The organism is Massilia sp. ST3 (assembly GCF_018119405.1).
In the GTDB taxonomy this organism is placed as follows: Bacteria; Pseudomonadota; Gammaproteobacteria; order Burkholderiales; family Burkholderiaceae_D; genus Telluria.
Genome location: NZ_JAGPWC010000051.1, coordinates 1 through 24,237 on the forward strand (window position 1 = coordinate 1; position 24,237 = coordinate 24,237).

Annotated in this window: 23 protein-coding genes; 18 read left to right on the plus strand and 5 right to left on the minus strand. The window is 67.4% G+C overall.

From position 1 onward, the window contains the following. Nucleotides 1-122 precede the first annotated feature (122 nt). From nudB to KBW98_RS16650, 11 genes are all read left to right on the plus strand, one after another. Entirely contained in the window at nt 123-578 is a 456-nt protein-coding gene (nudB, locus tag KBW98_RS16600; RefSeq protein ID WP_211521267.1) for a dihydroneopterin triphosphate diphosphatase, read from the plus strand. 366 nt (nt 579-944) lie between these two features. Then, nucleotides 945-1,154, plus strand: a complete 210-nt coding sequence (locus KBW98_RS16605; RefSeq protein WP_211521268.1) for a hypothetical protein — start codon at nt 945-947, stop codon at nt 1,152-1,154. A 104-nt stretch (nt 1,155-1,258) separates the two neighbouring features. Beyond that, on the plus strand, nt 1,259-2,068 hold the full coding sequence (locus KBW98_RS16610; RefSeq protein ID WP_211521269.1) for an endonuclease/exonuclease/phosphatase family protein: 810 nt from the start codon (nt 1,259-1,261) through the stop codon (nt 2,066-2,068). Between the two features lie 7 nt (nt 2,069-2,075). Next, on the plus strand, nt 2,076-3,236 hold the full coding sequence (clsB, locus tag KBW98_RS16615) for a cardiolipin synthase ClsB (protein WP_211521270.1): 1,161 nt from the start codon (nt 2,076-2,078) through the stop codon (nt 3,234-3,236). Between the two features lie 13 nt (nt 3,237-3,249). After that, entirely contained in the window at nt 3,250-3,642 is a 393-nt protein-coding gene (locus tag KBW98_RS16620; RefSeq protein WP_373888963.1) for an RNA-binding S4 domain-containing protein, read from the plus strand. Nucleotides 3,643-4,004: 362 nt separating this feature from the next. Next, complete coding sequence (locus KBW98_RS16625; protein ID WP_211521271.1) at nt 4,005-4,622, plus strand: TetR/AcrR family transcriptional regulator; 618 nt, start codon at nt 4,005-4,007, stop codon at nt 4,620-4,622. A gap of 43 nt (nt 4,623-4,665) precedes the next feature. Beyond that, nucleotides 4,666-6,456, plus strand: coding sequence for an acyl-CoA dehydrogenase C-terminal domain-containing protein (locus tag KBW98_RS16630; protein WP_211521272.1), 1,791 nt, complete (start codon nt 4,666-4,668; stop codon nt 6,454-6,456). A gap of 159 nt (nt 6,457-6,615) precedes the next feature. Next, on the plus strand, nt 6,616-9,012 hold the full coding sequence (locus tag KBW98_RS16635) for a 3-hydroxyacyl-CoA dehydrogenase/enoyl-CoA hydratase family protein (RefSeq protein WP_211521273.1): 2,397 nt from the start codon (nt 6,616-6,618) through the stop codon (nt 9,010-9,012). Nucleotides 9,013-9,038: 26 nt separating this feature from the next. Continuing rightward, nucleotides 9,039-10,235, plus strand: a complete 1,197-nt coding sequence (locus KBW98_RS16640; protein ID WP_211521274.1) for an acetyl-CoA C-acyltransferase — start codon at nt 9,039-9,041, stop codon at nt 10,233-10,235. Between the two features lie 167 nt (nt 10,236-10,402). Further along, nucleotides 10,403-11,182, plus strand: a complete 780-nt coding sequence (locus KBW98_RS16645; RefSeq protein ID WP_211521275.1) for an enoyl-CoA hydratase — start codon at nt 10,403-10,405, stop codon at nt 11,180-11,182. Nucleotides 11,183-11,318: 136 nt separating this feature from the next. Then, on the plus strand, nt 11,319-11,738 hold the full coding sequence (locus KBW98_RS16650) for a hypothetical protein (RefSeq protein WP_211521276.1): 420 nt from the start codon (nt 11,319-11,321) through the stop codon (nt 11,736-11,738). Nucleotides 11,739-11,748: 10 nt separating this feature from the next. On the opposite strand, the gene KBW98_RS16655 is transcribed toward KBW98_RS16650, so the two are convergent. Next, nucleotides 11,749-12,258 (minus strand): HEAT repeat domain-containing protein, encoded by a 510-nt coding sequence (locus KBW98_RS16655; RefSeq protein ID WP_211521277.1) that lies wholly within the window; start codon nt 12,256-12,258, stop codon nt 11,749-11,751. Nucleotides 12,259-12,270: 12 nt separating this feature from the next. Next, complete coding sequence (locus KBW98_RS16660; RefSeq protein ID WP_211521278.1) at nt 12,271-15,981, minus strand: hypothetical protein; 3,711 nt, start codon at nt 15,979-15,981, stop codon at nt 12,271-12,273. A 399-nt stretch (nt 15,982-16,380) separates the two neighbouring features. Between KBW98_RS16660 and KBW98_RS16665 the strand changes: the two genes are divergently transcribed. The 4 genes from KBW98_RS16665 to KBW98_RS16680 are packed head-to-tail and all read left to right on the plus strand — an operon-like array spanning nt 16,381 to nt 19,002. After that, the gene (locus KBW98_RS16665) at nt 16,381-17,592 is read left to right on the plus strand and encodes an MFS transporter (protein WP_373888964.1); all 1,212 of its coding nucleotides are present in this window, start codon (nt 16,381-16,383) and stop codon (nt 17,590-17,592) included. A 24-nt stretch (nt 17,593-17,616) separates the two neighbouring features. Beyond that, nucleotides 17,617-18,030 carry a secondary thiamine-phosphate synthase enzyme YjbQ gene (locus KBW98_RS16670; RefSeq protein WP_211521279.1) on the plus strand — a complete coding sequence of 138 codons (414 nt, stop codon included), beginning with the start codon at nt 17,617-17,619 and terminating at the stop codon, nt 18,028-18,030. A 28-nt stretch (nt 18,031-18,058) separates the two neighbouring features. Beyond that, complete coding sequence (locus KBW98_RS16675) at nt 18,059-18,454, plus strand: OsmC family protein (protein ID WP_211521280.1); 396 nt, start codon at nt 18,059-18,061, stop codon at nt 18,452-18,454. Between the two features lie 44 nt (nt 18,455-18,498). Then, nucleotides 18,499-19,002, plus strand: coding sequence for an arsinothricin resistance N-acetyltransferase ArsN1 family B (locus KBW98_RS16680; protein WP_211521281.1), 504 nt, complete (start codon nt 18,499-18,501; stop codon nt 19,000-19,002). Nucleotides 19,003-19,014: 12 nt separating this feature from the next. Here the strand turns inward: KBW98_RS16680 and KBW98_RS16685 are convergent, their stop codons facing one another. From KBW98_RS16685 to KBW98_RS16695, 3 genes are read right to left on the minus strand one after another with little or no spacing between them, the layout of a single operon-like run. After that, on the minus strand, nt 19,015-19,332 hold the full coding sequence (locus KBW98_RS16685; protein ID WP_211521282.1) for a helix-turn-helix transcriptional regulator: 318 nt from the start codon (nt 19,330-19,332) through the stop codon (nt 19,015-19,017). Continuing rightward, on the minus strand, nt 19,329-20,573 hold the full coding sequence (locus KBW98_RS16690) for an MFS transporter (protein ID WP_211521283.1): 1,245 nt from the start codon (nt 20,571-20,573) through the stop codon (nt 19,329-19,331). Before KBW98_RS16690 ends, KBW98_RS16685 begins: the two co-directional genes overlap by 4 nt. 29 nt (nt 20,574-20,602) lie before the next feature. Continuing rightward, nucleotides 20,603-21,916 (minus strand): NAD(P)-binding protein, encoded by a 1,314-nt coding sequence (locus KBW98_RS16695; RefSeq protein ID WP_211521284.1) that lies wholly within the window; start codon nt 21,914-21,916, stop codon nt 20,603-20,605. Nucleotides 21,917-22,131: 215 nt separating this feature from the next. Here KBW98_RS16695 and KBW98_RS16700 point away from each other — a divergent pair, with 215 nt between their 5' ends. From KBW98_RS16700 to KBW98_RS16710, 3 genes are read left to right on the plus strand one after another with little or no spacing between them, the layout of a single operon-like run. After that, a complete protein-coding gene (locus KBW98_RS16700) occupies nt 22,132-22,458 on the plus strand; it encodes a helix-turn-helix transcriptional regulator (RefSeq protein WP_211521300.1) in 327 nt (108 codons plus the stop codon). Next, nucleotides 22,455-22,952, plus strand: coding sequence for an arsenate reductase ArsC (locus KBW98_RS16705; RefSeq protein ID WP_211521285.1), 498 nt, complete (start codon nt 22,455-22,457; stop codon nt 22,950-22,952). Before KBW98_RS16700 ends, KBW98_RS16705 begins: the two co-directional genes overlap by 4 nt. Beyond that, nucleotides 22,949-24,229 carry an arsenic transporter gene (locus KBW98_RS16710; protein ID WP_211521286.1) on the plus strand — a complete coding sequence of 427 codons (1,281 nt, stop codon included), beginning with the start codon at nt 22,949-22,951 and terminating at the stop codon, nt 24,227-24,229. The genes KBW98_RS16705 and KBW98_RS16710 overlap by 4 nt, the downstream gene beginning before the upstream one ends. Nucleotides 24,230-24,237: the final 8 nt, after the last annotated feature.

The following is a 24,237-nucleotide window of genomic DNA, read 5'->3' on the forward strand; positions in this document are numbered from 1 at the left end:
GGGGGGGGGGGGGGGGGGGGCCCCCGGGGGGGGGGGGGGGGGGGGGGGGGGGGCGGCGGCCGCCCCCCACGCGTCCAACCCGCGTTTGCACGGCCGGGCCGCGTGCCCGGCCGTTATCACGGATGAAACCCCACAAGATCCCCGAATCGGTCCTGATCGTCATCCACACGTCCGCCATGGACGTGCTGCTGCTCGAACGCGCCGACCGTCCCGGTTTCTGGCAATCGGTGACGGGCTCGCTCGACACGCTTGATGAGCCGCTGGCGGCCACCGCCGCGCGCGAGCTGTTCGAGGAAACCGGCATCGTGGCCGACGGCGAGGCCATCCGCCTGGTCGACTGGCAGCTGTCCAACGTCTACGAGATCTACCCCGTCTGGCGGCACCGCTATGCGCCCGGCGTCACCCATAACACCGAGCACGTGTTTTCGGTCTGCGTTCCGCGCGACATCGCGGTGACCTTGAGTCCGCGCGAACACCTGCGCTACGCCTGGCTGCCTCATCTGGAGGCCGCCGACAAATGTTTCTCGTCTTCCAACGCGGAAGCGATCCTGACATTGCCCCATTACATCGCGCAATAACCTTTTGTCACAAATTGCCCCCATGCAGTGGGCTATTTCTAATCATTCTGTCAACGTAAGCTGCTGACTTCCCAATCGGAAACGAAAGTTTTCGATAAAAGAACGCTGGTTCGCTAAATTTTTTTCTTCTGTGCGTTCACGCCCATATGGCGCACTTTTGACCCGCTAAAAATCACATTTTTCACTCTAGGCGCGCATCAAAAGCACCGGTTTTGGGCGTTTTAGTGACCAAAGGAAATTTGTTGTTTTTGGATATGCACCATAGATTAATCGTTTGACATACCCAAACCGGTAGAATATCGTCAACTCCTCGCCGAAAGGTGACAATTCGTTACAAATCTCTTGTCGAAAGAACTAGGAGGAACAATGGACAACTTCAAACTCGAGTGCGAGGAAAAGGTGAAGGAAATCAGCACCGGCGACGGCTGCATCTATGTCGACCTGCTGTGTGGCCTGCGCCTGATGGGTCCGCTGCTTTCCGCGGATGAGATCTCCGCTGCTAAACGCATTCCCAAGCGCAGGATGATGGTGACCGGCCACGAAGCGCTCGTGGAGCAGGCACTCGCCTTTGGTTGAGCCCTGAAAGAGCCTGCCGGCGCGGTATCCGCGCGCCGACAGGACCGCTGCACGATTGGGCCTGGTTCCGGAAAACCCGCTTCCGATCCGGGTAGAATGTTCCCATGAAAATTCGTGTAGCCACCTACAATATTCATAAAGGCGTGACATCCCTGCGCGCCACCCCCCGCGTGATCGCGCTCAAGAAGGCGATCGCCGAATTCCACGCCGATATCGTCTTCCTGCAGGAGGTGCAGGGCCGGCACGACCGGTACCAGGCACGCTTCGGCAAGGAAGACCGCGGCCACCGCCACTGGCCTGAAACCGCCCAGTACGAGTTCTTCAAGGGCGAGGCGCATCACAGCGCCTACGGGATGAACGCCGTGTACGACCACGGCCACCACGGCAACGCGCTGCTCTCGGCTTTCCCGATCGAGAATTCGCATAACCACGACGTGTCCGATCACGCCTACGAGCAGCGCGGCATCCTGCATTGCGTGCTGGAGACCCCGGCCGGCAAGGTGCACTGCTATGTGGTGCACCTGGGCCTGTTCGAAGGCAGCCGCGGGCGCCAGACGGCCGCGCTGATCGAGGCCGTGAATGCCTCGTCGGAAGGCGGCCCGGTGATCATCGCCGGCGACTTCAACGACTGGCGCAATACGCTCAGCGACCGCCTGCGCAACGCGCTCGGGGTGGCCGAGGTGTTCGACGAGCTCGGCCCGCGCTCGCCGCTGGGCGACATGGTGCGCAGCTGGGCCGGCCGCCAGCCGCGCCTGGCGCCGGCGCGCACCTTCCCGGCCGCGCTGCCCTGGTTCCGGCTCGACCGGATCTACGTGCGCGGCTTCGCGGTCGACAACGCGCAGGTGATGCACGGCCCGCTGTGGGCCAAGCTGTCCGACCACGCGCCGATCGTGGCGGAACTCCAGCTCGCTTAGCAGGGCCATGCGTTCCCTTACCTATGTAGACAACAACGACGTCACCCTGCTCGAAAGCGGCACCGCTTATTTCCCGGCGCTGATCGAGGCGCTCGACGCCGCCCGCAGCGACATCCTGTTCGAAACCTATATCTTCGCCGAGGACGACACCGGCCGCGCCGTGCGCAACGCCCTGATCCGCGCCGCGCTGCGTGGGGTGAAGGTGAGGGTGCTGGTCGACTGGATCGGCACCGAGCACCGTCCCGCCTCGCGCCTGGGCGCCCTGTTCGCGGACGCCGGGGTGCAGTACCGCGTGTTCAATCCCTGGTGCCGGCGCGGCATCGCGCGCTCGCACCGCAAGATCGTGGTGGTCGACCGCGAGACCGCTTTCGTGGGCGGCATCAACGTCAACGACGACTGGATCTGCGACCACCTCAAGGGCAAGCGCCTGCCGGCGCCGCGCTGGGATTTCTCGGTGCGCGTGCGCGGGCCGCTGGTGGCCCAGATCCACCGCGAGGCCCAGGCCCAGTGGATGCGCGTGGGGCACCTCAAGCTCAAGAACCGCATCGACCTGTTCCGCGAGATGCGCAAGCAGCCGCCGCAATCCTGCGAGCGGCCGGCGCGCGCCGCCTTCGTGGTGCGCGACAACCTGCGCAACCGCAGCACCATCCAGCGCGCCTACCTGCAAGCCCTGGGCCGCGCGCGCCGCAGCGTGCTGCTGGCCACGCCTTACTTCGCTCCGGGACGCAAGTTCCGCAAGGCCCTGGCCCATGCGGCCCAGCGCGGGGTCCAGGTGACGCTCCTGATCGGGGTAGGGGAGTTCCAGATCCAGGACGCGGTGGCGCACTCCTTCTACCCCAAGCTGCTGGCGGACGGCATCCGGGTGGTCGAGTACCGCAAGACCCAGCTGCACGCCAAGGTGGCGGTGGTGGACGACGACTGGGCCACGGTCGGGTCGAGCAATTGCGACGGGCTCTCCCTCTTCCTCAACCAGGAAGCCAACGTGGTGGTGAGCGACCCGGTGTTCGCCGCCGCCATGCGCGAGCACATCGAGCGCGGCATCGCCGACGGTACGCCGGTCTGCCCCGAGGAGTTCGCGCACATCGGCTGGTTCCGGCGTGCCAGCTACGGATTCGCCTATATGCTGTATAAACTGGCGATGCGGGTCTTCGCGATCGGCTATGCATGAATGAACGGAAAGAATGATGGAAGACAACAACGTACGACTCGACAAATGGCTGTGGGCGGCGCGCTTCTTCAAGACGCGCTCGATGGCCACCGACGCCATCGACCGCGGCCGGGTGCGCATCGGCGGCGAGCCGGTCAAGCCCTCGCGCGCGGTGAAGGTGAACGACAAGATCCTGGTCGACAACGGCTCGGACCGCTGGGAAGTGATTGTGGCCGCGATCTCGGGCTCGCGCGGACCGGCGCCGGTGGCGCGCACCCTGTACTTCGAGACCGACGAGAGCATCGCGCGGCGCGAAAACGACAAGGAGGCGCGCAGGCTGTATCCGGAGCCGAGCCTGGATATCAAGGGCAGGCCGACCAAGCGGGATCGCAGGGCGCTGGTGAAGGCGGGTGGGGACGGTCATTAAGTTGCCGCTCGACTTTTTATTCCCACAGGCCCGAAGACCGTCATCCCGGCCTGCGCCGGGATGACGGATTGAAGGTCGGTGGTGCAAGGGGATAACGCCTGCCCGCACATACGTGCTAATTCCCCCACCCAAACCCCCAAAAAAGCGTTATCTTTATCCCTAAAATAACACTCCACTGCCCCTGACCCCGTCCGGCCGGCAGCCCAGCCTCAACGGCGTGTACTAAAGCGCCGGCAGTTGTTTTGCATCAATAGAATTTCGCCTCTAAGTTCCCGTTTGACATTCCTCGTCTGATAGATAATAGTACGAGCGTTCGGATTTTTTTCGATGCAGAGGCCACTATCAGTACTTCATCCAAATTCATGCGCAAGGGCGAGCAGACACGGGCAGCGATCCTGGACGTGGCGCTCGAGCTCGCCAGCCGCAACGGCCTCGAAGGCCTGACCATCGGCCTGCTGGCCGACCGGATGAGCATGAGCAAATCCGGCGTGTTCGCCCACTTCGGTTCGCGCGAAGACCTGCAGCTGGAAGTGGTGAAGCTCTACCACCACCGCTTCGAGCAGGAAGTCTTTTACCCGAGTATCAAGGAGCCGCGCGGCCTGCCGCGCCTGGTGGCCATGTTCTCGCGCTGGATCAAGCGGGTGTCGGTGGAAATCGCCTCGGGCTGCATCTATATCAGCGGCGCCGTCGAGTACGACGACCGTCCGGGCCCGATCCGCGACGAGCTGGTGTCGATGGTGATGGCCTGGCAGAACGCGCTGCTGCGCTGCGTGCGGCAATCCATCGAGGTCGGCCACCTGCGCGCCGACACCGACGCCGAGCAGCTGGTGTACGAGATGTACGGCATGATTCTGGCCCTGCACCACGACGCCCGCTTCCTGCGTGCGCCCGGCGCCGTCGAACGCGCCAAGGCGGGCTTCGACCGGCTGATCGAAAATTACCGCAATCCCAACCAACAACCAGGCATCCAGGCGGCGTAATCCGCCGCCCGTCCAACATCTTTACCTTCGTCAGGAGAAAACCATGGGTCAGTACGTCGCGCCAATTCGGGATATGCAGTTCGTTCTGCACGAATTCCTCAACGTCACCGACGAATTCAAGAACCTTCCCGCCTACCAGGAGATCGATGCCGACATCATCAACCAGGTGCTGGAAGAAGGCGCGAAATTCACGCAGGAAGTGCTGTTCCCGCTGAACCATTCCGGCGACCGCGAAGGCTGCCACTACGACGCGGCCACCAAGACCGTGACCACCCCGAAGGGCTTCAAGGAAGCGTACAAGCAGTACGTCGAAGGCGGCTGGGCGGCGCTGGCCTGCGATCCGGAATACGGCGGCCAGGGCCTGCCGGTCACCCTGAACAACTCGTTCTACGAGATGCTGAACTCGGCCAACCAGGCCTGGACCATGTACCCGGGCCTGTCGCACGGCGCCTACGAGTGCCTGAAGGAGCACGGCACCGACGAGCAGAAGAAGTTCTACCTGCCGAAGCTGGTCTCGGGCGAGTGGACCGGCACCATGTGCCTGACCGAAGCCCACTGCGGCACCGACCTGGGCCTGCTGCGCACCAAGGCCGAGCCGCAGGGCGACAACACCTACAAGATCACCGGCTCCAAGATCTTCATCTCGGCCGGCGAACATGACGTGTCGGAAAACATCGTCCACCTGGTGCTGGCGCGCCTGCCGGACGCACCGGAAGGCTCGAAGGGCATCTCGCTGTTCCTAGTGCCGAAGTTCCTGCCGAACGCCGACGGCTCGCTGGGCGCGCGCAACGGCATCTTCTGCGGCGCGATCGAAGAAAAGATGGGCATCCACGGCAACTCGACCTGCCAGATGAACCTGGACGGCGCGGTCGGCACCCTGATCGGCCAGCCGCACAAGGGCCTGCAGGCGATGTTCGTGTTCATGAACGCCGCCCGCCTGGGCGTCGGCATGCAGTCGCTGGGCCTGACCGAAGTCGCCTACCAGAATGCCCTGGCCTACGCCAAGGACCGCATCCAGATGCGCAGCCTGTCGGGCCCGAAGGCTCCGGACAAGCCGGCCGACCCGATCATCGTGCATCCGGACGTGCGCCGCATGCTGCTGACCGCCAAGGCCTACGCCGAAGGCGCGCGCGCCTTCTCGTCCTACATGGCGCTGCAGATCGACCGCGAACTGAACCACCCTGACGAAGACGTGCGCAAGGAAGCCGCCGATGAAGTCGCGCTGCTGACCCCGGTCATCAAGGCCTTCATCACCGACAACGGCTGGATCGCCACCTCGGAAGCGATGCAGGTCTACGGCGGCCACGGCTACATCAGCGAGTGGGGCATGGAGCAGTACGTGCGCGACGCCCGCATCAACATGATCTACGAAGGCACCAACACCGTGCAGTCGCTCGACCTGCTGGGCCGTAAGATCCTGATGGACAACGGCGCCAAGCTGCGCAAGTTCGGCGAGAAGATCAAGGCCTTCGTGGAAGAGAACGGCCTGGACGAATCGCTGTCCGAGTTCATCACCCCGCTGGGCGAACTGGGCGACAAGGTCCAGAAGCTGACCATGGAAATCGGCATGAAGGCCTTCCAGAACCCGGACGAAGTGGGCGCCGCCGCCGTGCCTTACCTGCGCGTCGTGGGCCACCTGGTGTTCAGCTACTTCTTCGCCCAGATGGCGAAGATCGCGCTGGCCAAGAAGGATTCGGGCGACAAGTTCTACGAAGCCAAGCTGCACACCGCGCGCTTCTACTTCGCCCGCCTGTATCCGGAAACCGCGATGCTGATCCGCCAGGCGCGTTCGGGTTCGGCGAATCTGCTGGCAATGGACGCAGACCTGTTCTAAACCCGTCACGTAGCAACTTAACCGACCCGCGGCTCCAACCCGTCGCCCCCGCGAAGGCGGGGGTCCAAGTTTGCATGCGCTGCCACAGCGCTGAACTTGGATCCCCGCCTGCACGGGGAAGACGGGTCAAACGCAGCGGGTAAATCAAAGGATTCAAGAATGTCCAATTTCATCGTCAAGAAAGTCGCCGTGCTGGGCGCCGGCGTGATGGGCGCGCAGATCGCTGCGCACTGCGTGAACGCCAAGGTCCCGGTCGTGCTGTTCGACCTGCCTGCAAAAGAAGGCCCGAAGAACGGCATCGTCCTGCGCGCCATCGACAACCTCAAGAAGCTGTCGCCGGCCCCGCTGGGCAACAAGGATGACGCGGCCCTGATCGAAGTCGCCAACTACGAGGACAACCTCGACGTGCTGGCGGGCTGCGACCTGATCATCGAAGCCATCGCCGAGCGCATGGACTGGAAGCACGACCTGTACAAGAAGGTCGCTCCGCACATCGGCGCGAACGCCATCTTCGCCTCGAACACCTCGGGCCTGTCGATCAACAAGCTGGCCGAAGGCTTCGGCGACGAGCTGAAGGCGCGCTTCTGCGGCGTGCACTTCTTCAACCCGCCGCGCTACATGCACCTGGTGGAACTGATCCCGACCGCGGCGACCCGCCCGGAAATCCTCGACCAGCTCGAGACCTTCCTGACCTCGACCCTGGGCAAGGGCGTGGTGCGTGCAAAAGACACCCCGAACTTCATCGCCAACCGCGTCGGCATCTTCGGCATGCTGGCCACCATCCATGAAGCCGAGAAGTTCGGCCTCTCCGTGGACGTGGTCGACGACCTGACCGGCGCCAAGCTGGGCCGCGCCAAGTCCGGCACCTTCCGCACCGCCGACGTCGTGGGCCTGGACACCATGGGCCACGTGATCAAGACCATGCAGGACAACCTGCAGGACGATCCGTTCTTCAGCGTCTACAAGACCCCGGCCGTGCTGGCGAAGCTGATCGAGAAGGGCGCCCTGGGCCAGAAGAGCGGCGGCGGCTTCTACAAGAAGGTCGGCAAGGAAATCCAGCGCCTGGACTTCGCCACCGGCGAATACGTGGCCGGCGGCGCCAAGGCCGCCGACATCGTCGCCCGCATCCTGAAGGAAAAGGACCCGGTCAAGAAATTCAAGGCCATGCGCGAATCGACCAACCCGCAGGCGCAGTTCCTGTGGGCGATCTTCCGCGACGCCTTCCACTACATCGCCATCCACCTCGACAGCATCGCCGACAATGCGCGCGACATCGACTTCGCGATGCGCTGGGGCTTCGGCTGGAGCGTCGGTCCGTTCGAGACCTGGCAATCGGCCGGCTGGACCCAGATCGCACAGTGGGTCAAGGAAGACATCGAGTCCGGCAAGGCCCTGACCGACGCACCGCTGCCCGCATGGGTCTTCGAAGGCCAGGTCGCCGAGAAGGGCGTGCACACCGCCGAGGGTTCGTACTCGGCCTCGAAGAACGCCTATGTCCCGGTGTCCGACCTGCCGGTGTACCAGCGCCAGCAGTTCCGCGCTCCGGTCCTGGGCTCGACCACCGTCGATCCGAAGACCTTCGGTACCACCGTGTTCGAGGACGACTCGGTGCGCCTGTGGCACGCGGGCGACGAGGTGCTGGTCATCTCGCTCAAGACCAAGATGCACGTCATCGGCGAAGGCGTGGTAAAAGGCCTGCAGCGCGGCATGGAAGAAGCCGAGAAGGGCTACAAGGGCCTGGTGATCTGGAATACCGACGCGGCCGAAGGCGGCGCCTTCTCGGCCGGCGCCGACCTGCAGTCGGCCATGCCGGCCTTCATGATGGGCGGCGCCAAGGCGATGGACCCGATGGTCCGCGACCTGCAGAACGTCTTCATGCAGATGAAGTACTCGAACATCCCGGTGGTCGCCGCTGTCGCGGGCCTGGCGCTGGGCGGCGGCTGCGAGATGATGCTGCACGCGTCGAAGCGCGTGGCCTCGATCGAGTCCTACATCGGCCTGGTCGAAGTGGGCGTGGGCCTGGTCCCGGCCGGCGGCGGCCTGAAGGAAGCGGCAGTGCGCGCCTTCACCGAAGCCAAGGGCAACGACATCCTGCAATTCCTGAAAACCGGCTTCACCAACGCGGCCACCGCGCAGGTGTCGAAGTCGGCCCTGGAAGCGAAGGCCATGGGCTACCTGAAGGAAGACGACGTCATCGTCTTCAACCCCTACGAACTGCTGCACGTGGCGAAAGTCACCGCGCGCTCGATGTTCGACGCCGGCTACCGCGCCCCGGCGCGCCGCCCGGTCACCGTGACCGGCCGCTACGGCTGGGCGACGATCCGCGGCCAGCTGGTCAACATGCGCGACGGCGGCTTCATCTCGGCCCACGACTTCAAGCTGGGCGACATGATCGCCGAGATCGTGAGCGGCGGCGACATCGACCAAGGCAGCGTGGTGTCCGAGCAGTGGCTGCTCGACATGGAACGCAAGGCCTTCATCGAGCTGCTGGGCAACCCGAAAACCCAGGAACGCATCATGGGCATGATGCAGACCGGCAAACCGGTTCGTAACTAAGCCGCGGACAAACAGGACGACCAATCATGAGCAAACAACTTCAAGACGCATACATCGTCGCAGCGACCCGCACCCCGATCGGCAAGGCGCCCCGCGGCTTCTTCAACAAGACCCGCCCGGACGACCTGCTGGTGCACGCGATCCGCGGCGCCATGGCCGCCGTGCCGAACCTGGACCCGGCCCTGATCGTCGACGCCATCGTCGGCTGCTCGTTCCCGGAAGCGGAGCAGGGCTTCAACGTGGCGCGTAACGCCGTGGTGCTGGCAGGCCTGCCGAACACTGTCGGCGGCGTGACCGTCAACCGCTACTGCGCTTCGGGCATCACCGCCCTGGCCATGGCGGCCGACCGCATCCGCGTGGGCGAAGCCGACGTGATGATCGCCGGCGGCGTCGAATCGATGTCGATGGTCCCGATGATGGGCCACCACCCGTCGATCAATATGGAGACCTTCAAGGACGAGAACGTGGGCCTGGCCTACGGCATGGGCCTGACCGCCGAGAAGGTGGCCGAGCAGTGGAAGGTGTCGCGCGAAGACCAGGACGCCTTCGGCCTGGAATCGCACCGCCGCGCCATCGCCGCCCAGCAGGCCGGCCTGTTCAAGGACGAGATCACCCCGGTCGAGATCGTGACCCGCACCCCTGACCTGGCCACCGGCGAGATCAAGGTCAAGCGCCGCACCGTGGACCTGGACGAAGGCCCGCGCGCCGACGCCAGCCCGGAAGGCATGGCCAAGCTCAAGCCCGTGTTCGCGGCCAAGGGTTCGGTTACCGCCGCGACCTCGTCGCAGATGTCGGACGGCGCCGGTGCGCTGATCGTCGTCAGCGAAAAGATTCTGAAGGAACACAACCTGACCCCGCTGGCCAAGTTCTCCTCGTTCGCCGTGCGCGGCGTGCCGCCGGAGATCATGGGCATCGGTCCGAAGGTCGCGATTCCCGCAGCGCTGGCCGCCGCCGGCATCACCCAGGACCAGCTGGACTGGATCGAGCTGAACGAAGCCTTCGCCGCCCAGGCGCTGGCCGTGATCCGCGACCTGAACCTGGACACCAGCAAGGTCAACCCGATGGGCGGCGCGATCGCCCTGGGCCACCCGCTGGGCGCGACCGGCGCGATCCGCGCCGCGACCGTCGTGCACGCACTGCGCCGCAACAACCTGAAGTACGGCATGGTGACGATGTGCGTCGGCGCCGGCATGGGCGCGGCTGGTATCATCGAGCGCGTTTAATTTCCAGATAGTGGCCGCATCGGCGTGTGCGTTGATGCGGCCGTCAGCTATCACCGCGTGGGCGGGATACCCGCCCACCCTACAAATCATCGGTAGGGTGGGCGGGTATCCCGCCCACGCGTTCATCCAGCTCAAGAACAATCGAAATCTTCGGAGACCCTGAAAACATGGACATGCTGATCAACAAGGCCGACGGCCTCTTGACCATCGAATTCAACCGCCTGGAACGCAAGAACGCCATCACCGGCGCAATGTACCAGGCCATGGCCGACGCCCTGGTCGAGGCCGAGGGCGACACCGCGGTGCGCGCCATCCTCATCGCCGGCAAGCCGGAAATCTTCACCGCCGGTAACGACCTGGACGACTTCATGAAGAACTCGGCCCCGATCCCCGGCGTGCCGGCCGAAAGCCGCCCGGTGTTCCAGTTCATGCGCGCGCTGTCCGGCTCGACCAAGCCGGTGGTGGCCGCCGTCGCCGGCGCCGCGATCGGTATCGGCACCACCCTGCTGATGCACTGCGACCTGGTGTACGCGGCCGACAACGCCAAGTTCTCGATGCCGTTCTCGCAGCTGGGCCTGTGCCCGGAATTCGCCTCCTCGCTGCTGCTGACCCAGCTGGCCGGCTATCCGCGCGCGGCCGAGAAGCTGCTGCTGGGCGAAGCCTTCGGCGCCCAGGAAGCGCTGGAGATGGGCCTGGTCTCGCGCGTGCTGCCGGCCGCCGAACTGCGCGCCTTCGCCGAGCAGCAGGCCGCCAAGCTGGTGGCCCTGCCGGCCGCCTCGATCCGCACCACCAAGGCGCTGATGAAGCGTCCGCGCACGGAATCGATCAACGCCGCCATCGCTGCCGAGAACGAACGCTTCGCCGCCATGCTGCTGGCGCCGGAAGCCCGCGAAGCCTTTACTGCCTTCTTCGAGAAGCGCAAGCCGGACTTCAGCAAATTCGACTGACCGGCAGGGCGGGGACACCCGCCTGTCGGATGGCTTGACCGGGCGGACATCCCCTTGCCGCCCGGATAGCGTGCCCGGGAAGACTATTGCGCCTGCCCGGCTATAATCGTCGCGCCTCCATTAGTGCAAAACGACGATGTCCCGATCCCGTGTACTACTTGGTTTCCTGCTTGCCCCCGGCGCACCCGGTTTGCTGGCCGGCGTGGTCGCGGGCATGCTGGGCAGCGAGCTGGCCGGCCTGGCCTTCATGCTGGCCTTCCTTGCCTACATCGCGGCCATCGTGATCGGCCTGCCGGCTTACCTGTATGCCCGCACGCGCGGCTTGGGGGCGCTGAAGCGCGTTACCGTGCTGACGGCCAATATCGGGCTTGCCGCCTACGTCCTGGTTGCCGGCTTCGTCACCCTGATGAACGCCCTGGCCTCGCCTTTTTATGCGGTCATGAACTTCCTGGCTGCCTTGCTGTGGCTCCTGGTGCCCCTCCTGTATGCGGCGGCGGTGGTCTGGCTGTTCTGGCGCATCGCCCTGCGTGGCGCGGCGGAGCCTTTCGCCCGCTGAAGCGGCGCATTCAGGGCGGGGAGCCCGGCGGCCGCGTTTCGGACAGCACACCGATTACCGCCCGGCTGCCGCGATGGGGCAGGTCGGCGGGATTGGCCGCGCGGTAGGAAGCGACCGTGGCCGCCGCTTCCGGGGTGCCGATGGCCAGCAGGGCGCTCACGGCTTCGGCCGCCAGCAGCGGCTGGGTGCCTTGCTGCTTCAGCATCCCGGCCAGTTTCTCGATCCCCGTTTCGTTCTTCTGCCGTCCGGCCGCGCGCATCGCGCGGATCGCCACGTCGCTGTTCGTGTCGTTCAGCAGCAGGGGCACGGTTTCCTGGGCCTGCGGATGGTCCATCCACCCCAGCAGCGCGACGGCATTGTTGCGCACCTTGGGACGCAGGCCTGGGTAGGTGCCAAGCGCCGCTTCGCACACGACGGTCACCGCTTCGTTGCCCCAGGTCTGGATGGTCTGGCCCGCCGTGGGCGGGATCTCGATGGCGCTCAGGATCTTCAGCACGCGTACTTCGTTTTCGGTAGGCATGGCTGCTACTCCTCAGTTTTGCAGGTCGGCCGCCAGGCACTGTGCGACGGCGGTGGGCACGGCGGTCTGGAATATTGCCGTAGTCGGCAGCGGCGTGGTCTTGCCGTCCTCGAGGTTGCTGGCGCCGATGCGCGCCGGGTCGACCTGGCCCGGATGGATCGCCATGCCGTCCGAGCTGTTCCAGAAGGGATACATCAGGAAGGCGTTGTCGTCTTCGTCGTCGTCGCAGGCGCGGTTGAAGAAGGTGCCGGGGCCTTCGCCCGCGCCGTCGCACTGGTGCCGCAGGCAGAGGGCGTGGCCGATCTCGTGCGCCGCCACCTGCTGCCAGTCCACCGGCCCGAGCGGCCCGCCTTCGTCGCCCATGAAGATGGGACCGCCGCCGAAGTAGGCGTAGGCCGTCGAGATGTCGACATCGCGCACGAAGAAGAAGTTGAGCACCCCGGCCACCCCGGGGGCGGCGGTGAACAGGGCCTGGTCGACGGCCGTGCTGGTGCCGGGCCAGACGTTGGCATTGGTGTCGGTGGTGGTGACGGTGCCCACCGGCTGCACCAGCCGGAACACGATGCGCGCCTGGCCCCAGGGGACGTTGACGGAATGCACCGCGCCTTCGGCGAACAGGTTGGTGATCTCCGCCGCCGAGCGCGTGGTGCCGACACCCGCCGTGGCCCCGACCACGCGGAAGGCCGCGCAGCGCACCACGATGGTGTCGCTGATGCGCGCCACCCGTTCGTCGCGGCTGCGCCCGCCGTCCGGGTTCTGCACCACGATCCGGCGCACCCCGCGCAAGGCGCCCAGGAAACCGCCGGGAATCTGGACATTGATCGCGGTGCGCGTCACTCCGACGACCGGCAGGTTGAAGGGCGTGGCGGGCGAGGTCGAGCGGTCTTCGGCAATCACCTGCAGGCCGGGACGGAAGGCCAGGCCGGTGAGCGTGACGTTCTGGTTCTCGACAAAGCGCGTGCCGGGCGCGATGGCGTCGAGCTTGGGCAGCACGCGCAGCATCGCGCGGTTGCTGCGCCGGTCGGTGACGCCGGCCGGGCGGATCACGACCGGGTGGTAGCCGCCTTCGGCATCGAGCGGAACGGTGAAGGAGGCTTGCGTGCTGCTGGTGACCGGCGCCAGGTTGACGCCGTCGAAGTAGACGCGGTCGATCGCCGGGTCGAAATGCATGCCGGTGATCATCACCAACTGCCCGGGCTCGGCGTCGTAGACGTCGAGGGTGAGGATATGCGGGTTGTTGAAGGCCTGCAGCCATTGCTCGGGCGTGATGGGCAGGATCTGGATGGCGTCTTCCAGGATGGGCGGACCGGCGTCGCCCTTGAAGCCCCGCGAGCCGGCCGCGCCGCCGGCGCCGTCGGCGCCACGGCGCTCTGGCATCTCGTCGCACCAGGTCTCGCAGTCGGCGGTCCCGGCCGGACCACCGATGCCGCCGCCGCCGGGATTGCCTTCGGTTCCGCCTTCGCCGCCTTCGCCCGGTTTGACGTCGATGGGAGGCGGGGCGGCCGCCATCACGGCAATGCCGGACGGGGTGGTGAGCACCGTGATGCGCCCGCCCGCGCCGCCACGCCCGCCCTTGCCGCCGCGGCCGCCGTCGCCGCCGTCGCCGCCTTTGCCGCCGAAGCCGACGTCGCGGCAACAGCCGCCGAAGAAGGTGCCGTCGGCGCGCTCGCCCTGGGCGCCGTCGCCGCCGCGCCCGCCGTCCTGGCCGCGTCCGCCGTCGCCGCCTTTCTGGCCGTTCAGTTCGATGCGCGGCAGGTTGCCGGTGGCGTTGAGCAGGTACATGGTGACGGTCGGCCCGGCGGACACCGCATCGGCCCCGCCGTTCTTGGACGGGTGGGGGAAGGCGTCGCCGTCGGCGCCGTCCTGTCCGGCCGCGCCGGCCGAGGTCCCGTGGGCGCCGCTGGGCGCGGGATTGGGCCAGTAGGCATTGGCGCCGGGTAGCACCGGCAGTTCCCACGAGATGCGGGTGGCGCCGTCGTGCAGGATGGAGTTGGCGATCACCACCAGTTCACGCACTTCCTTGCCGATGATGACCTGCTGTCCGCGGATGTCCCAGGCGCCGGCCAGGATGACGGCGGTGTCGTGCAGCACGTCGTTGGGCTCGTAGAACAGGACGGTGTTGGACAGGAGCTCGGAGAACGCGTAGTGCTTCAGCGGCGGAATAGTGGTGGGCGGCTGCACCACGGGCGCGACGTAGGCGCCGGTGCGCAGGATGCGCATCGGGTCGAGGCGGAAGCGTCCCAGGTCGTTGATGCTGCAGACGCCGGCGGCCGTCATGAAGCTGCGTGCGCGGTCGAGCCACATGTCGATGTTCTCGGGCGCCATGATGGCGTCCGGCACCGAGGTGCCCAGCCCGGGGTTGCGCGTGGCCAGCCCGCGCAGGATGCTTTCGATCTGCTCCTTGACCGTCGGGAACAGGTGGTGGAAGCCGGGCACCAGCCGGTCGGCGGGAAGCCGCGTATGGACGATGCCGGTCAGGGCGCCGCCGGAGAGATTGGTGAGGCTGAGCTGGAACCGGGTGCCGGCGGCGATATCCTCCGGCCGTACCGAGAGCGTGATTCGCTCGCTGCCGTTCACCTTGCGGCGCTCGGTGCCCTGGGGACCCTGGATCAGCAGTTCGCCCTGCTTGCCGGGACCGAGATCGACGATGAATTCGGCCTGGCCGGCGGAGCGCGGCGCGATATCGCGCGCATAGGTGGCGCCCTGGGCCAGGCGGATTTCGGCGCGGTCCTCGCCGGCGGTGCGGCGGGCGCCGAGCATGGTGCGCGCGGCGTTGACCGCCTCGCCGACCATCCTGCTGTGCACCGGCATCGGCCGGCGCCGCTGGACATTGTCCGATTCGCCCTGGGTGGCGCGCTCGTTGCGCCCGTCGCGTTCGTTGCGCGCGAGCAGGCGGTGGAACAGGTCTTCGGGCTCGGCCGCGGCCAGCTCCTCGAGCGAGTGGATGCCGATCTCGGGCAGGATGCGCGCCACGCCCGCGTAGGGCAGGGGCAGGCCGTCGAAGCGCCAGTCGGGCGGGTCGGGGTCGACGATGGGCCCCGGGGCGAACGCCAGCACGGGTATGTCGAGCACGTCGAACAGGTCGGCGACATCGTTCACGTCGCTGTCGTAGCAGGAACGGGCGTCGTCGGCGATCAGGTCCCAATGGATGGCGCCGTGCGGGACCAGGTCGAGCTCGACGAAACCCTTGCTGACCTTGGCCTTGGTGTCGACCACGAGCTTCCCCGTGCGCAGGTCGGTGCCGCGCACCCGGAGCTCGCGCGCACGCGTTCCGCGCACGGCGAACCTGACCGTCGCGCTGCCCCTGAGCGCGGAGCCGTCGAGCCGGGCGGCCGCGCGCGTGACGTCGCCTTCGCGTACGGCCAGCCGCATGACCCCGCGGCCGTCGGCGGACGAGGCCGCCCTGAGCTCGTACTCGCCGGCCGGCAGGCCACCGCGGCGGAAGCGCCGGGTGACGGGATCGATCGGGACCTGGATATTGCCGTCCGGCCCCGCGAGCAGGACGGAACCGGTCTTCACCTGCCTGCCTTCGGGATCTTCGAGACGGATGTCGACCGCGCCCTGGCCGGCGCCGAAGGCCAGCCGGGGAAGGTCTTTCAAGCCCGCATGCAGCTGCTCGACCAGGGCCTTCGACACCTCGCGCGTGGGCACCACGGCGCGCACCGGCACCTGGCCCGGCGGCGCGATGGTGATCTCGCTCAGCGCTTCGGGTGGATCGTACATCTGCGGCCGCGCTATCGCCTGTGGCGTATGCAGCGGGCGCACGAAGCGCTTGCCCGGCTTGTCCGGACGGGGCGCGGGAGGGCGCCCGCCGTCCCCGCCATCTCCACCACCGTGCCCGCCCCCATCGTCGCACCCGCACCCGCGTTTGTCCCGATCATCAGCCATGCTTGTCTCCCCGAGATACTGCCTGGCCCACCACCGCGCATGTCCTGCGTCCTTGTAGTGGAGTGGCTCCCGCGGCTGGAAGTTGCGGCTGGGGCGGCAAGGCGCTTGAGCTAGCGCAAAGGACCAAGCCTCCGCCCTGGACCGGAACCGCGGCCGTGGGAGAAGCGGGCCCGGCAGTCCAGTGTAGTACACTGGCCAGGCATTTCAATCCGCGTTTTTCAATTGATGTTCGCCATGCCGACGCCACCCCCCGCATCCGCCGCGGCGCAGTCCGCGCCCCCGGCCACGGTGATGCAGATCCTGTTCTCCGTCGCCTTCGTGCACTTGCTGAACGACTGCGTGCAGGCCGTGCTTCCCGCCATCTATCCGCTGCTCAAGGAAGATTTCGCCCTGAGCTTCACGCAGATCGGCCTGATCACGCTGACCTTCCAGTGCACCGCATCGCTGCTGCAGCCGTGGATCGGCCTGTACACCGACAAGCGGCCTATTCCTTTCCTGCTGCCGCTCGGCATGTGCGTGACCCTGGGCGGCGTCGCGCTGCTGGCCGCGGCGGGCAGCTATGGCTTGCTGCTGCTGGCGGCGGGCATGATCGGCGTCGGCTCCTCGACCTTCCATCCCGAGGCCTCGCGCGTCGCGCGGCTGGCGTCGGGAGGGCGTTTCGGCTTTGCGCAGTCGCTGTTCCAGGTGGGCGGCAATCTCGGTTCCGCCTTCGGCCCGCTGCTGGCCGCCGCCATCATCATCGGGCGCGGGCAGGGCAAGATCGCCTGGCTGATACTGCTCGTGCTGCTGGCCGTGGCCGTGCTGGTGTTCGTCAGCCGCTGGTATGCGGGCCACCTGCGCAGCGCCACGCGCAAGATCGCCGTCCATGCCGGTCCCGGCATGTCGCGCGGACGCGTGCTGTGGGCGCTGGCGGTGCTGGCCATGCTGGTGTTCTCGAAATACATCTACATGTCCAGCCTATCGAGCTACTACACCTTCTTTCTGATCGAGAAGTTCCATGTCACGGTCGAGTCGGCGCAGATGTACCTGTTCCTGTTTCTCGCGGCGGTCGCGGCCGGCACCTTCGCGGGCGGCCCGATCGGCGACCGCATCGGCCGCAAGCGCGTGATCTGGTTCTCGATCCTGGGCGCGGCGCCGTTCGCACTGGCGCTGCCGTATGCGGACCTGTTCTGGACCGCCGTCCTGTCGGTGATCATCGGCCTGGTCATGTCCTCCGCCTTCTCGGCCATCGTCGTGTTCGCGCAGGAACTGGTGCCGGACAAGGTGGGCATGATCGCCGGCCTGTTCTTCGGCCTGATGTTCGGCATCAGCGGCATCGGCGCCGCGGCCATGGGCGCGATCGCCGACAGCGCCGGCATCGAGCAGGTCTACCGCTTCGCGTCCTTCCTGCCCCTGCTGGGCGTCCTGGCGGTGCTGCTGCCGCGCATGGACACGGTCCGGCGCTGACACCATTCTTGCGAGGAGCATGCCATGACCCACCAGTCCACGCTCACGTTTTCCACGGCGGGACGCGGCACGCAGGACATCACCGACGCCGTGGCCGGGATCGTCCGGCAGTCGGGCGCGCAGACCGGCATCGCGCACGTTTTCGTCCAGCACACCAGCTGCTCGCTGACCATCACCGAGAACGCCGATCCCGACGTGCGGCGCGACCTGGAAACCATCATCGCGCGCCTCGCCCCGGACGGCGACCGCGCCTACCGCCACGACGCCGAGGGGCCGGACGACATGGCCGCGCACGCGCGCACCATGCTCACCGACACCGCGCTGACGGTGCCCATCGGCGGCGGACGCCTGCTGCTCGGCACCTGGCAAGGCATTTATTTGTGGGAGCACCGCAGCGCGCCGCACCGGCGCCAGGTTGTCGTCACCGTCATCGGCTGATCCACCAGCCCGTCAACAGGAGGACCGCATGCGCATCACCGCCCTGATCGACAACTCTCCCGCGGCGCACCGCGCCGCCGTCGCCACCGACAGCGCGCAGCAGGTGCTGGACCTGCCCGGCAAACAGGGCGGCGGCTCGGCCGTGAACGGCGGCGAATTCCTGATGCTGGCGCTGGCCACCTGCTATTGCAACGACCTGTATCGCGAAGCGCGCGGGCTCGGCATCGTGCTCGACGGCGTGCAGGTCGAGGCGAGCGCGGATTTCCCCGGCGTCGGCCTGGCCGCCACCAACATCCGCTACCGCGCGACCGTGCAGTCGCCCGCGCCGCCCGAGGATATCGCCAGGCTGCTCGCGCATACCGATGCCGTGGCCGAAGTCCATAACACCCTCCGCGCCGGATGCGCGGTCACGCTGGATGGCTGACCTATAATGGTCCGGCCCCTATCCATCCATCCAGCCGAGCAGACATGTCCGCCATTGCGATCCGCCCCGCCACGACCGACGACGCAGCCGCCATCTGCGCCATCTACAACCCCTACATCGCCACCACCACGATCAGCTTCGAGGAGCAGCCGGTGACGGCGGACGAGATGGCGCGGCGCATCGCCGACGTCCAGGCGGCCGGACTGCCGTGGATGGCGGCGATCGACGGCGAGCGCCTGCTGGGCTATGCCTACGCCACCAGGTGGCGCGCCCGTCCGGCCTACCGGACCTCGGTGGAAAGCACGGTCTACCTCGACCGCCAGGCCTGCGGGCGCGGCGTGGGCGGCCTGCTGTACCGCGCGCTGCTCGAGGACTTGCGCACGCGCGAGGTGCACATGGTGATCGGCGGGATCGCCCAGCCGAACGCGCCCAGCGTGGCGCTGCACGAGAAGCTGGGGTTCCGGAAGGTGGCCCACTTCAGCGAGGTGGGACGCAAGTTCGGGCGCTGGGTCGACGTCGGCTACTGGGAACTGAAGCTGCAGGATTGACCGGAAGATTGGCTAGAGCGCGCCGATCATGGCCTTGAGTTGGCCCAGGCGCGCCGGGTTGACGCAGTAGCACACGCGCTGCACGTCGGACGAGCCTTCGATCAGGCCGGTCTCCTTGAGGATCGAGACGTGCTTCGAAATGGTCGACGCCGCCAGCGGCAGCACGTCGGCCAGGCTGCCGAAATAGCAGTCGCCGTGGGCGATCAGGTGGCGCAGCAGCTGGAGCCGGGCGGGGTGGCCGATCGCCTTGCACAGGGCCGCGAGGTCCTCGGCGTCGATGGCGGCGGACGGCGCGTCCGTCGCCTGGGGGGCGCAGCAGGAACTGGTCATGGATGTTTCCGGTCTGGTGATGTGCAGGCAGGATAGGAAGCAGGACGCGCCGCGTCAAGCTCCAGCGCCGCCGCCGGCGCGCGGATCGCTGACAGGTAGAGCAGCAGTGAGGCCATGGCGCAGCCGGTCAGCACCAGCGGCAGCATCAGCGGCCCGCCGGAGCCGGTCAGCAGCGCGGCCCCCACCAGCGGTCCCACGGCCTTCGACAGCAGCGAAGGCACCGCCATCGCACCCGCGATGGCGCCGTAGTTGCGCGCGCCGAACAGGGCGCGCGGCAGGGTGCCGCGGATGATGGTCAGCACGCCGTTGCTCATCCCGTACAGCATGCAGAACAGCACCACGCCCCAGGCCTGCGTGCCCGCCAGGGCCAGCGCCAGCAATCCGCCGGGCAGGGTCGAGAACACGAAGCGGCCCACCACCTGCGGCGCGGCCTCGCGTCCAAGCACGCGTTCGCCGATGCGGCCGGCCACCTGCATCGGGCCGACCAGCGCCGCCAGCAGCACGGCGGCGCCGGCCGCGTGGCCGAGCGACTGCAGCAACGGGATCAGGTGGATCGCCAGGGCCGAGAAGATAAAGACGTTGGCCGAGAAGGCCAGCGCCAGCTTCCAGAAGGCCGGGTGGCGCACCGCTTCTCCCAGGGTATGGCTGTCGCGCGGCGCATGCGCGGCTAGCGGAGGACGCGGCGCGTCGCGCCCGAGCCAGAGGTGCAGCGGCAGGCAGGCGGCCAGCTGCAGGCCGGCATAGGCCAGATAGGTGTCGCGCCAGCCGAGGCGCGAGGAAAGGGCCAGCGTCAGCGGCCAGAAGATGGTGCTGGCGAAGCCGGCGAACAGGGTCAGGGTCGAGATCCCGCGCGGCGCGCCGGCGTCGAGCTTGCGGTTGATGGTGGCGAAGGCCGCCTCGTACAGGGTCAGGGACATGGCCAGGCCGATGACGGTCCAGGCGCCCCAGTAGGACGCGAGCGTGGTGCAGCGCGACAGCCAGGCCAGGCCGATGGCGCACACGACCGAGCCGAGCGCCATCACGCCTTGCCCGCCGTGGCGGTCGACCAGCGCGCCCACCGGGGTGGCGGCCACGCCGGCCACCAGCAGGCTCCAGGAAAAGGCCGCGAAGGCGGCTTCCTTGCCCATGCCAAGATCGCGCTGGATATCGGGCGCCAGCACGGCGAACGCATAGTACAGCGCCCCCCACGATGCGATTTGCGTGAAGGCGAGGATACCGATGGTTCTGCGGGCGGGCGACAAGGTGCTTCTCCTGGTGATGGTACGGTCGCTCAGCAGCAGGTTGCGTCCGCAGCCTTCACTGTACAGCAGGACGGCGCCGCCTGCTGGACCACCCTGCGGGTGTTGCAGACGCCGGTTTCGGGCAATACGAGCTGGACGTCGTCGGCCTGGGCCAGGTCGCCGGCCAGGGCGGCCGCCACCGAACGCACCTGCTCGTAGCCGGTGGCGAGCAGGAAGTTGGGCGCGCGGCCATAGCTCTTGGCGCCCACCGCGTAGTAGCCGGCCTCCGGATGCGCCAGCTCGCGGTGGCCGTGCGGGCGCACGCTGCCGCAGCTATGCTCGTTCGGATCGATCAGCGGCGCCAGCGCATCGGTGCTTTCCAGCCAGGGGTCATGGCGTACGCGCAGCTCGCGCGTGAGCGACAGGTCGGGGCGGGCGCCGGTGGCGCACACGATCTCGTCCACGCCTTCGATCACGGCATCATGGCCGTGCACGTCGATGCCGCCCGCATGGCGGCGCAGCGACTGGATGAGGAAGTTCTCGCGCATCTCGAGACGGCCTGAGTCGCGCAACTGCTGCAGGCGCAGGCCCAGCTGGCCGCGCGCCGGCAGGCCGTCTGCTTCGCCGCCGCCGAATACGCGCGCCAGGTTGCCGCCGCGCGTGGCCCATACCAGGCGCATGTCGGGGCAGCTCTCCATCAGTTCCGCCAGCGCCAGCAGGGTGCCGGCGGCCGAGTGCCCCGCGCCCGCCACCAGCACGCGCTTGCCGAGATAGCGCTGGCGCTCGGTGCCCAGCACGTCCGGCATGCCGGTCGCGATGTGCGCCGCTAGCCCGTCTTCGCCCAGGGCCGGCAGGCCGTTCGCGCCCAGCGGATTGGGCGTGGCCCAGGTGCCGGTGGCGTCGATCACGGCTTGCGCCAGGAATTCGCGCACGCCCTCCGGCGTGGCGGCGCGGACCAGGAAAGGCGCCGCGTCGCGGCCGCGGGTCCTGACCTTGTCGATGCCGGCGCGGCTGATGGCCGTCACGCGGTGGGCCAGGCGCAGCCGGTCCGCGATGGCGGGCAAGGCCGCGAGCGGCGCCAGGTAGCCGTCCAGCAGTTCGCCCGCGGTCGGCAAGGCATCCAATTCGGGTCCCTCCCATCCGTGCGCCTTCAACAGGCGCAACGCGGCCTGGTCCATGTTGTAGCGCCAGGGCGAGAACAGGCGCACGTGGCGGCAGGTCGCGAGGTTGGCGCCGATACCGCTGCCGGCTTCCAGGATCAGGGGCGCCAAGCCGCGCTCGAGCAGGTGGGCGGCGGCGGCAAGGCCGACCGGGCCGGCGCCAAGGACGGCGACGGGGAGGGAAGAAAGGTCATCGTGGGACATGGCGGACTCCTTCAAGGCGTTGGGTTAGTTATTCGTCGAATAGCGAATATGTAGTTGATAAAAATGCCGGATTAGGCTCGCAGCGCACTTATTCGTCATTCGGCGAATAAAGAATAATCAGTTTGTCATCATCCTGTCAAATTATTTCGACAATATTGGAAATGTTGTCGGCCCTCTTTATAATTCCACACTTCTCGAAATGTCAGTTCATGCCTATGGAAACGAATAACGCCATCGCGGCGCTTGCCGCCCTTGCCCAGGAATCGCGGCTGGCCGCCTTCCGCCTGCTGGTCCAGGCCGGGCCGGAGGGCCTGTCCGCCAGCCGCATCGCCGAGGCGCTGCAGATCCCTTCCTCGTCGCTGTCCTTCCATCTGAAGGAGCTCACTCACGCAGGCCTGGTCGCGCCGCGCCAGGACGGGCGCTTCATCATCTACGCCGCCCGCTTCGACACCATGTCGGCGCTGCTGGGCTTCCTGACCGAGAACTGCTGCGGCGGCAATCCCTGCTCGCCGGTCGCGACCACCTGCTGCGCCGCCGAATGAACGTCTTGTTTCTATGCACCGGCAACTCCTGTCGCTCCCTCATCAGTGAAGCCGTCTTCAACCACCTTGCGCCCATGGGCTGGAAGGCGATCAGCGCCGGCAGCCAGCCCACCGGCCGCCTGAACGAACGCGCGCTGGCACTCCTGGCCGCCAAGGGCATCCCGACCGAGGGTTATTACAGCAAGTCCTGGGACGGCCTGCCCGTGACGCCGGACATCGTGGTCACCGTGTGCGCCAGCGCGGCGGGAGAGACCTGCCCGGCCTATCTCGGCCCGGTGCTGCGCACCCACTGGGGTGTCGAGGATCCCAGCCACGTGGTCGGCACCGAGGAGGAAATCACCGAGGCCTTCGAGCGCGCCTACGCCATCCTGCGCGCGCGCATCGAAGCCTTCCTGGCGCTGGCGCTGGCCGAACTGGTCCGGGACCGCGCGCGCTTCAAGGCGGAGCTCGACACGATCGGCGCGCTGCTGCCGCCCGAAGGATGCCGCCCGTGATCGTTGCAGTCCTGATTTTCATCGCCACCCTCATCCTGGTCATCTGGCAGCCGCGCGGCCTGGGCATCGGCTGGAGCGCGGCCGCCGGCGCCATCGCCGCGCTGCTGGCCGGCGTGATCCAGCCCGGCGACATCCCGGTCGTCTGGGGCATCGTGTGGAACGCCACCGGCGCCTTCATCGCCGTCATCATGATCAGCCTGCTGCTCGACAAGGCCGGCTTCTTCGAATGGGCTGCGCTGCACGTGGCGCGCTGGGGCCGCGGCCAGGGCCGGCGCCTGTTCGTGCTGCTGGTGCTGCTGGGCGCCGTCGTGGCGGCGCTGTTCGCCAACGACGGCGCGGCCCTGATCCTGACGCCCATCGTGGTCGCCATGCTGGCGGCCCTGCGCTTTTCTCCGCGGGCGACACTGGCCTTCGTGATGGCGGCGGGCTTCATCGCGGATACGGCCAGCCTGCCGCTGGTGGTCTCGAACCTGGTCAATATCGTCTCGAGCGACTATTTCGGCATCGGCTTCGCGCGCTATGCGGCGGTGATGGCCCCGGTCAACCTGGTGTCGGTGGCGGCGACCCTGGCGGCCTTGTTGTGCTTCTTCAGGAAGGACATTCCGGCGGACTACGACCTGGCGCAGCTCAGGCGGCCGGATGAGGCGATCCATGACCGCGCCACCTTCGTCACCGGCTGGTGGGTGCTGGCGATGCTGCTGGCCGGCTTTTTCTGGCTGGACGAGATCGGCGTTCCGATCAGCGCCGTCGCCGCCCTCGGCGCCGCCCTGCTGCTGGCGGTGGCGGCGCGCGGTCACCGGATCTCGACGCGCGCGGTGCTGCGCGGCGCGCCGTGGCAGGTGGTGGTGTTCTCGCTGGGGATGTACCTGGTGGTCTACGGCTTGCGCAACGCCGGCCTGCTCGGCTACCTGACCGCCTTGCTGGAGCGCTGCGCCGCCTACGGCGTATGGGGCGCGGCCCTGGGGACAGGCTTCATCACGGCGCTCCTGTCCTCGGTCATGAACAACATGCCCACGGTGCTGGTCGGCGCGCTGGCGATCGACGCCAGTACGGCGCAAGGCGCGGTGCGCGAGGCGATGATCTACGCGAACGTGATCGGCAGCGACCTCGGTCCCAAGATCACGCCGATCGGCAGCCTGGCGACCCTGCTGTGGCTGCACGTCCTGTCGAGCAAGGGGATCGCCATCTCCTGGGGGTATTATTTCCGTGTGGGCTTGGTGCTCACGCTACCCATTTTGCTGGTGACGCTGGGCGCGCTCGCGCTGCGCCTGGGCTAAAGAAGACG

What these genes read in the sequence shown, in the direction of transcription:
- KBW98_RS16670 (WP_211521279.1), top strand. Translation starts at nt 17,617, where the DNA reads ATGACCCACCAGTCCACGCTCACGTTTTCCACGGCGGGACGCGGCACG.
- KBW98_RS16620 (WP_373888963.1), top strand. Translation starts at nt 3,250, where the DNA reads ATGATGGAAGACAACAACGTACGACTCGACAAATGGCTGTGGGCGGCG.
- KBW98_RS16650 (WP_211521276.1), top strand. Translation starts at nt 11,319, where the DNA reads ATGTCCCGATCCCGTGTACTACTTGGTTTCCTGCTTGCCCCCGGCGCA.
- nudB (WP_211521267.1), top strand. Translation starts at nt 123, where the DNA reads ATGAAACCCCACAAGATCCCCGAATCGGTCCTGATCGTCATCCACACG.
- clsB (WP_211521270.1), top strand. Translation starts at nt 2,076, where the DNA reads ATGCGTTCCCTTACCTATGTAGACAACAACGACGTCACCCTGCTCGAA.
- KBW98_RS16665 (WP_373888964.1), top strand. Translation starts at nt 16,381, where the DNA reads ATGCCGACGCCACCCCCCGCATCCGCCGCGGCGCAGTCCGCGCCCCCG.
- KBW98_RS16705 (WP_211521285.1), top strand. Translation starts at nt 22,455, where the DNA reads ATGAACGTCTTGTTTCTATGCACCGGCAACTCCTGTCGCTCCCTCATC.
- KBW98_RS16655 (WP_211521277.1), bottom strand. Translation starts at nt 12,258, where the DNA reads ATGCCTACCGAAAACGAAGTACGCGTGCTGAAGATCCTGAGCGCCATC.
- KBW98_RS16675 (WP_211521280.1), top strand. Translation starts at nt 18,059, where the DNA reads ATGCGCATCACCGCCCTGATCGACAACTCTCCCGCGGCGCACCGCGCC.
- KBW98_RS16645 (WP_211521275.1), top strand. Translation starts at nt 10,403, where the DNA reads ATGGACATGCTGATCAACAAGGCCGACGGCCTCTTGACCATCGAATTC.
- KBW98_RS16680 (WP_211521281.1), top strand. Translation starts at nt 18,499, where the DNA reads ATGTCCGCCATTGCGATCCGCCCCGCCACGACCGACGACGCAGCCGCC.
- KBW98_RS16695 (WP_211521284.1), bottom strand. Translation starts at nt 21,916, where the DNA reads ATGTCCCACGATGACCTTTCTTCCCTCCCCGTCGCCGTCCTTGGCGCC.
- KBW98_RS16640 (WP_211521274.1), top strand. Translation starts at nt 9,039, where the DNA reads ATGAGCAAACAACTTCAAGACGCATACATCGTCGCAGCGACCCGCACC.
- KBW98_RS16700 (WP_211521300.1), top strand. Translation starts at nt 22,132, where the DNA reads ATGGAAACGAATAACGCCATCGCGGCGCTTGCCGCCCTTGCCCAGGAA.
- KBW98_RS16625 (WP_211521271.1), top strand. Translation starts at nt 4,005, where the DNA reads ATGCGCAAGGGCGAGCAGACACGGGCAGCGATCCTGGACGTGGCGCTC.
- KBW98_RS16605 (WP_211521268.1), top strand. Translation starts at nt 945, where the DNA reads ATGGACAACTTCAAACTCGAGTGCGAGGAAAAGGTGAAGGAAATCAGC.
- KBW98_RS16635 (WP_211521273.1), top strand. Translation starts at nt 6,616, where the DNA reads ATGTCCAATTTCATCGTCAAGAAAGTCGCCGTGCTGGGCGCCGGCGTG.
- KBW98_RS16610 (WP_211521269.1), top strand. Translation starts at nt 1,259, where the DNA reads ATGAAAATTCGTGTAGCCACCTACAATATTCATAAAGGCGTGACATCC.
- KBW98_RS16630 (WP_211521272.1), top strand. Translation starts at nt 4,666, where the DNA reads ATGGGTCAGTACGTCGCGCCAATTCGGGATATGCAGTTCGTTCTGCAC.
- KBW98_RS16685 (WP_211521282.1), bottom strand. Translation starts at nt 19,332, where the DNA reads ATGACCAGTTCCTGCTGCGCCCCCCAGGCGACGGACGCGCCGTCCGCC.
- KBW98_RS16660 (WP_211521278.1), bottom strand. Translation starts at nt 15,981, where the DNA reads ATGTACGATCCACCCGAAGCGCTGAGCGAGATCACCATCGCGCCGCCG.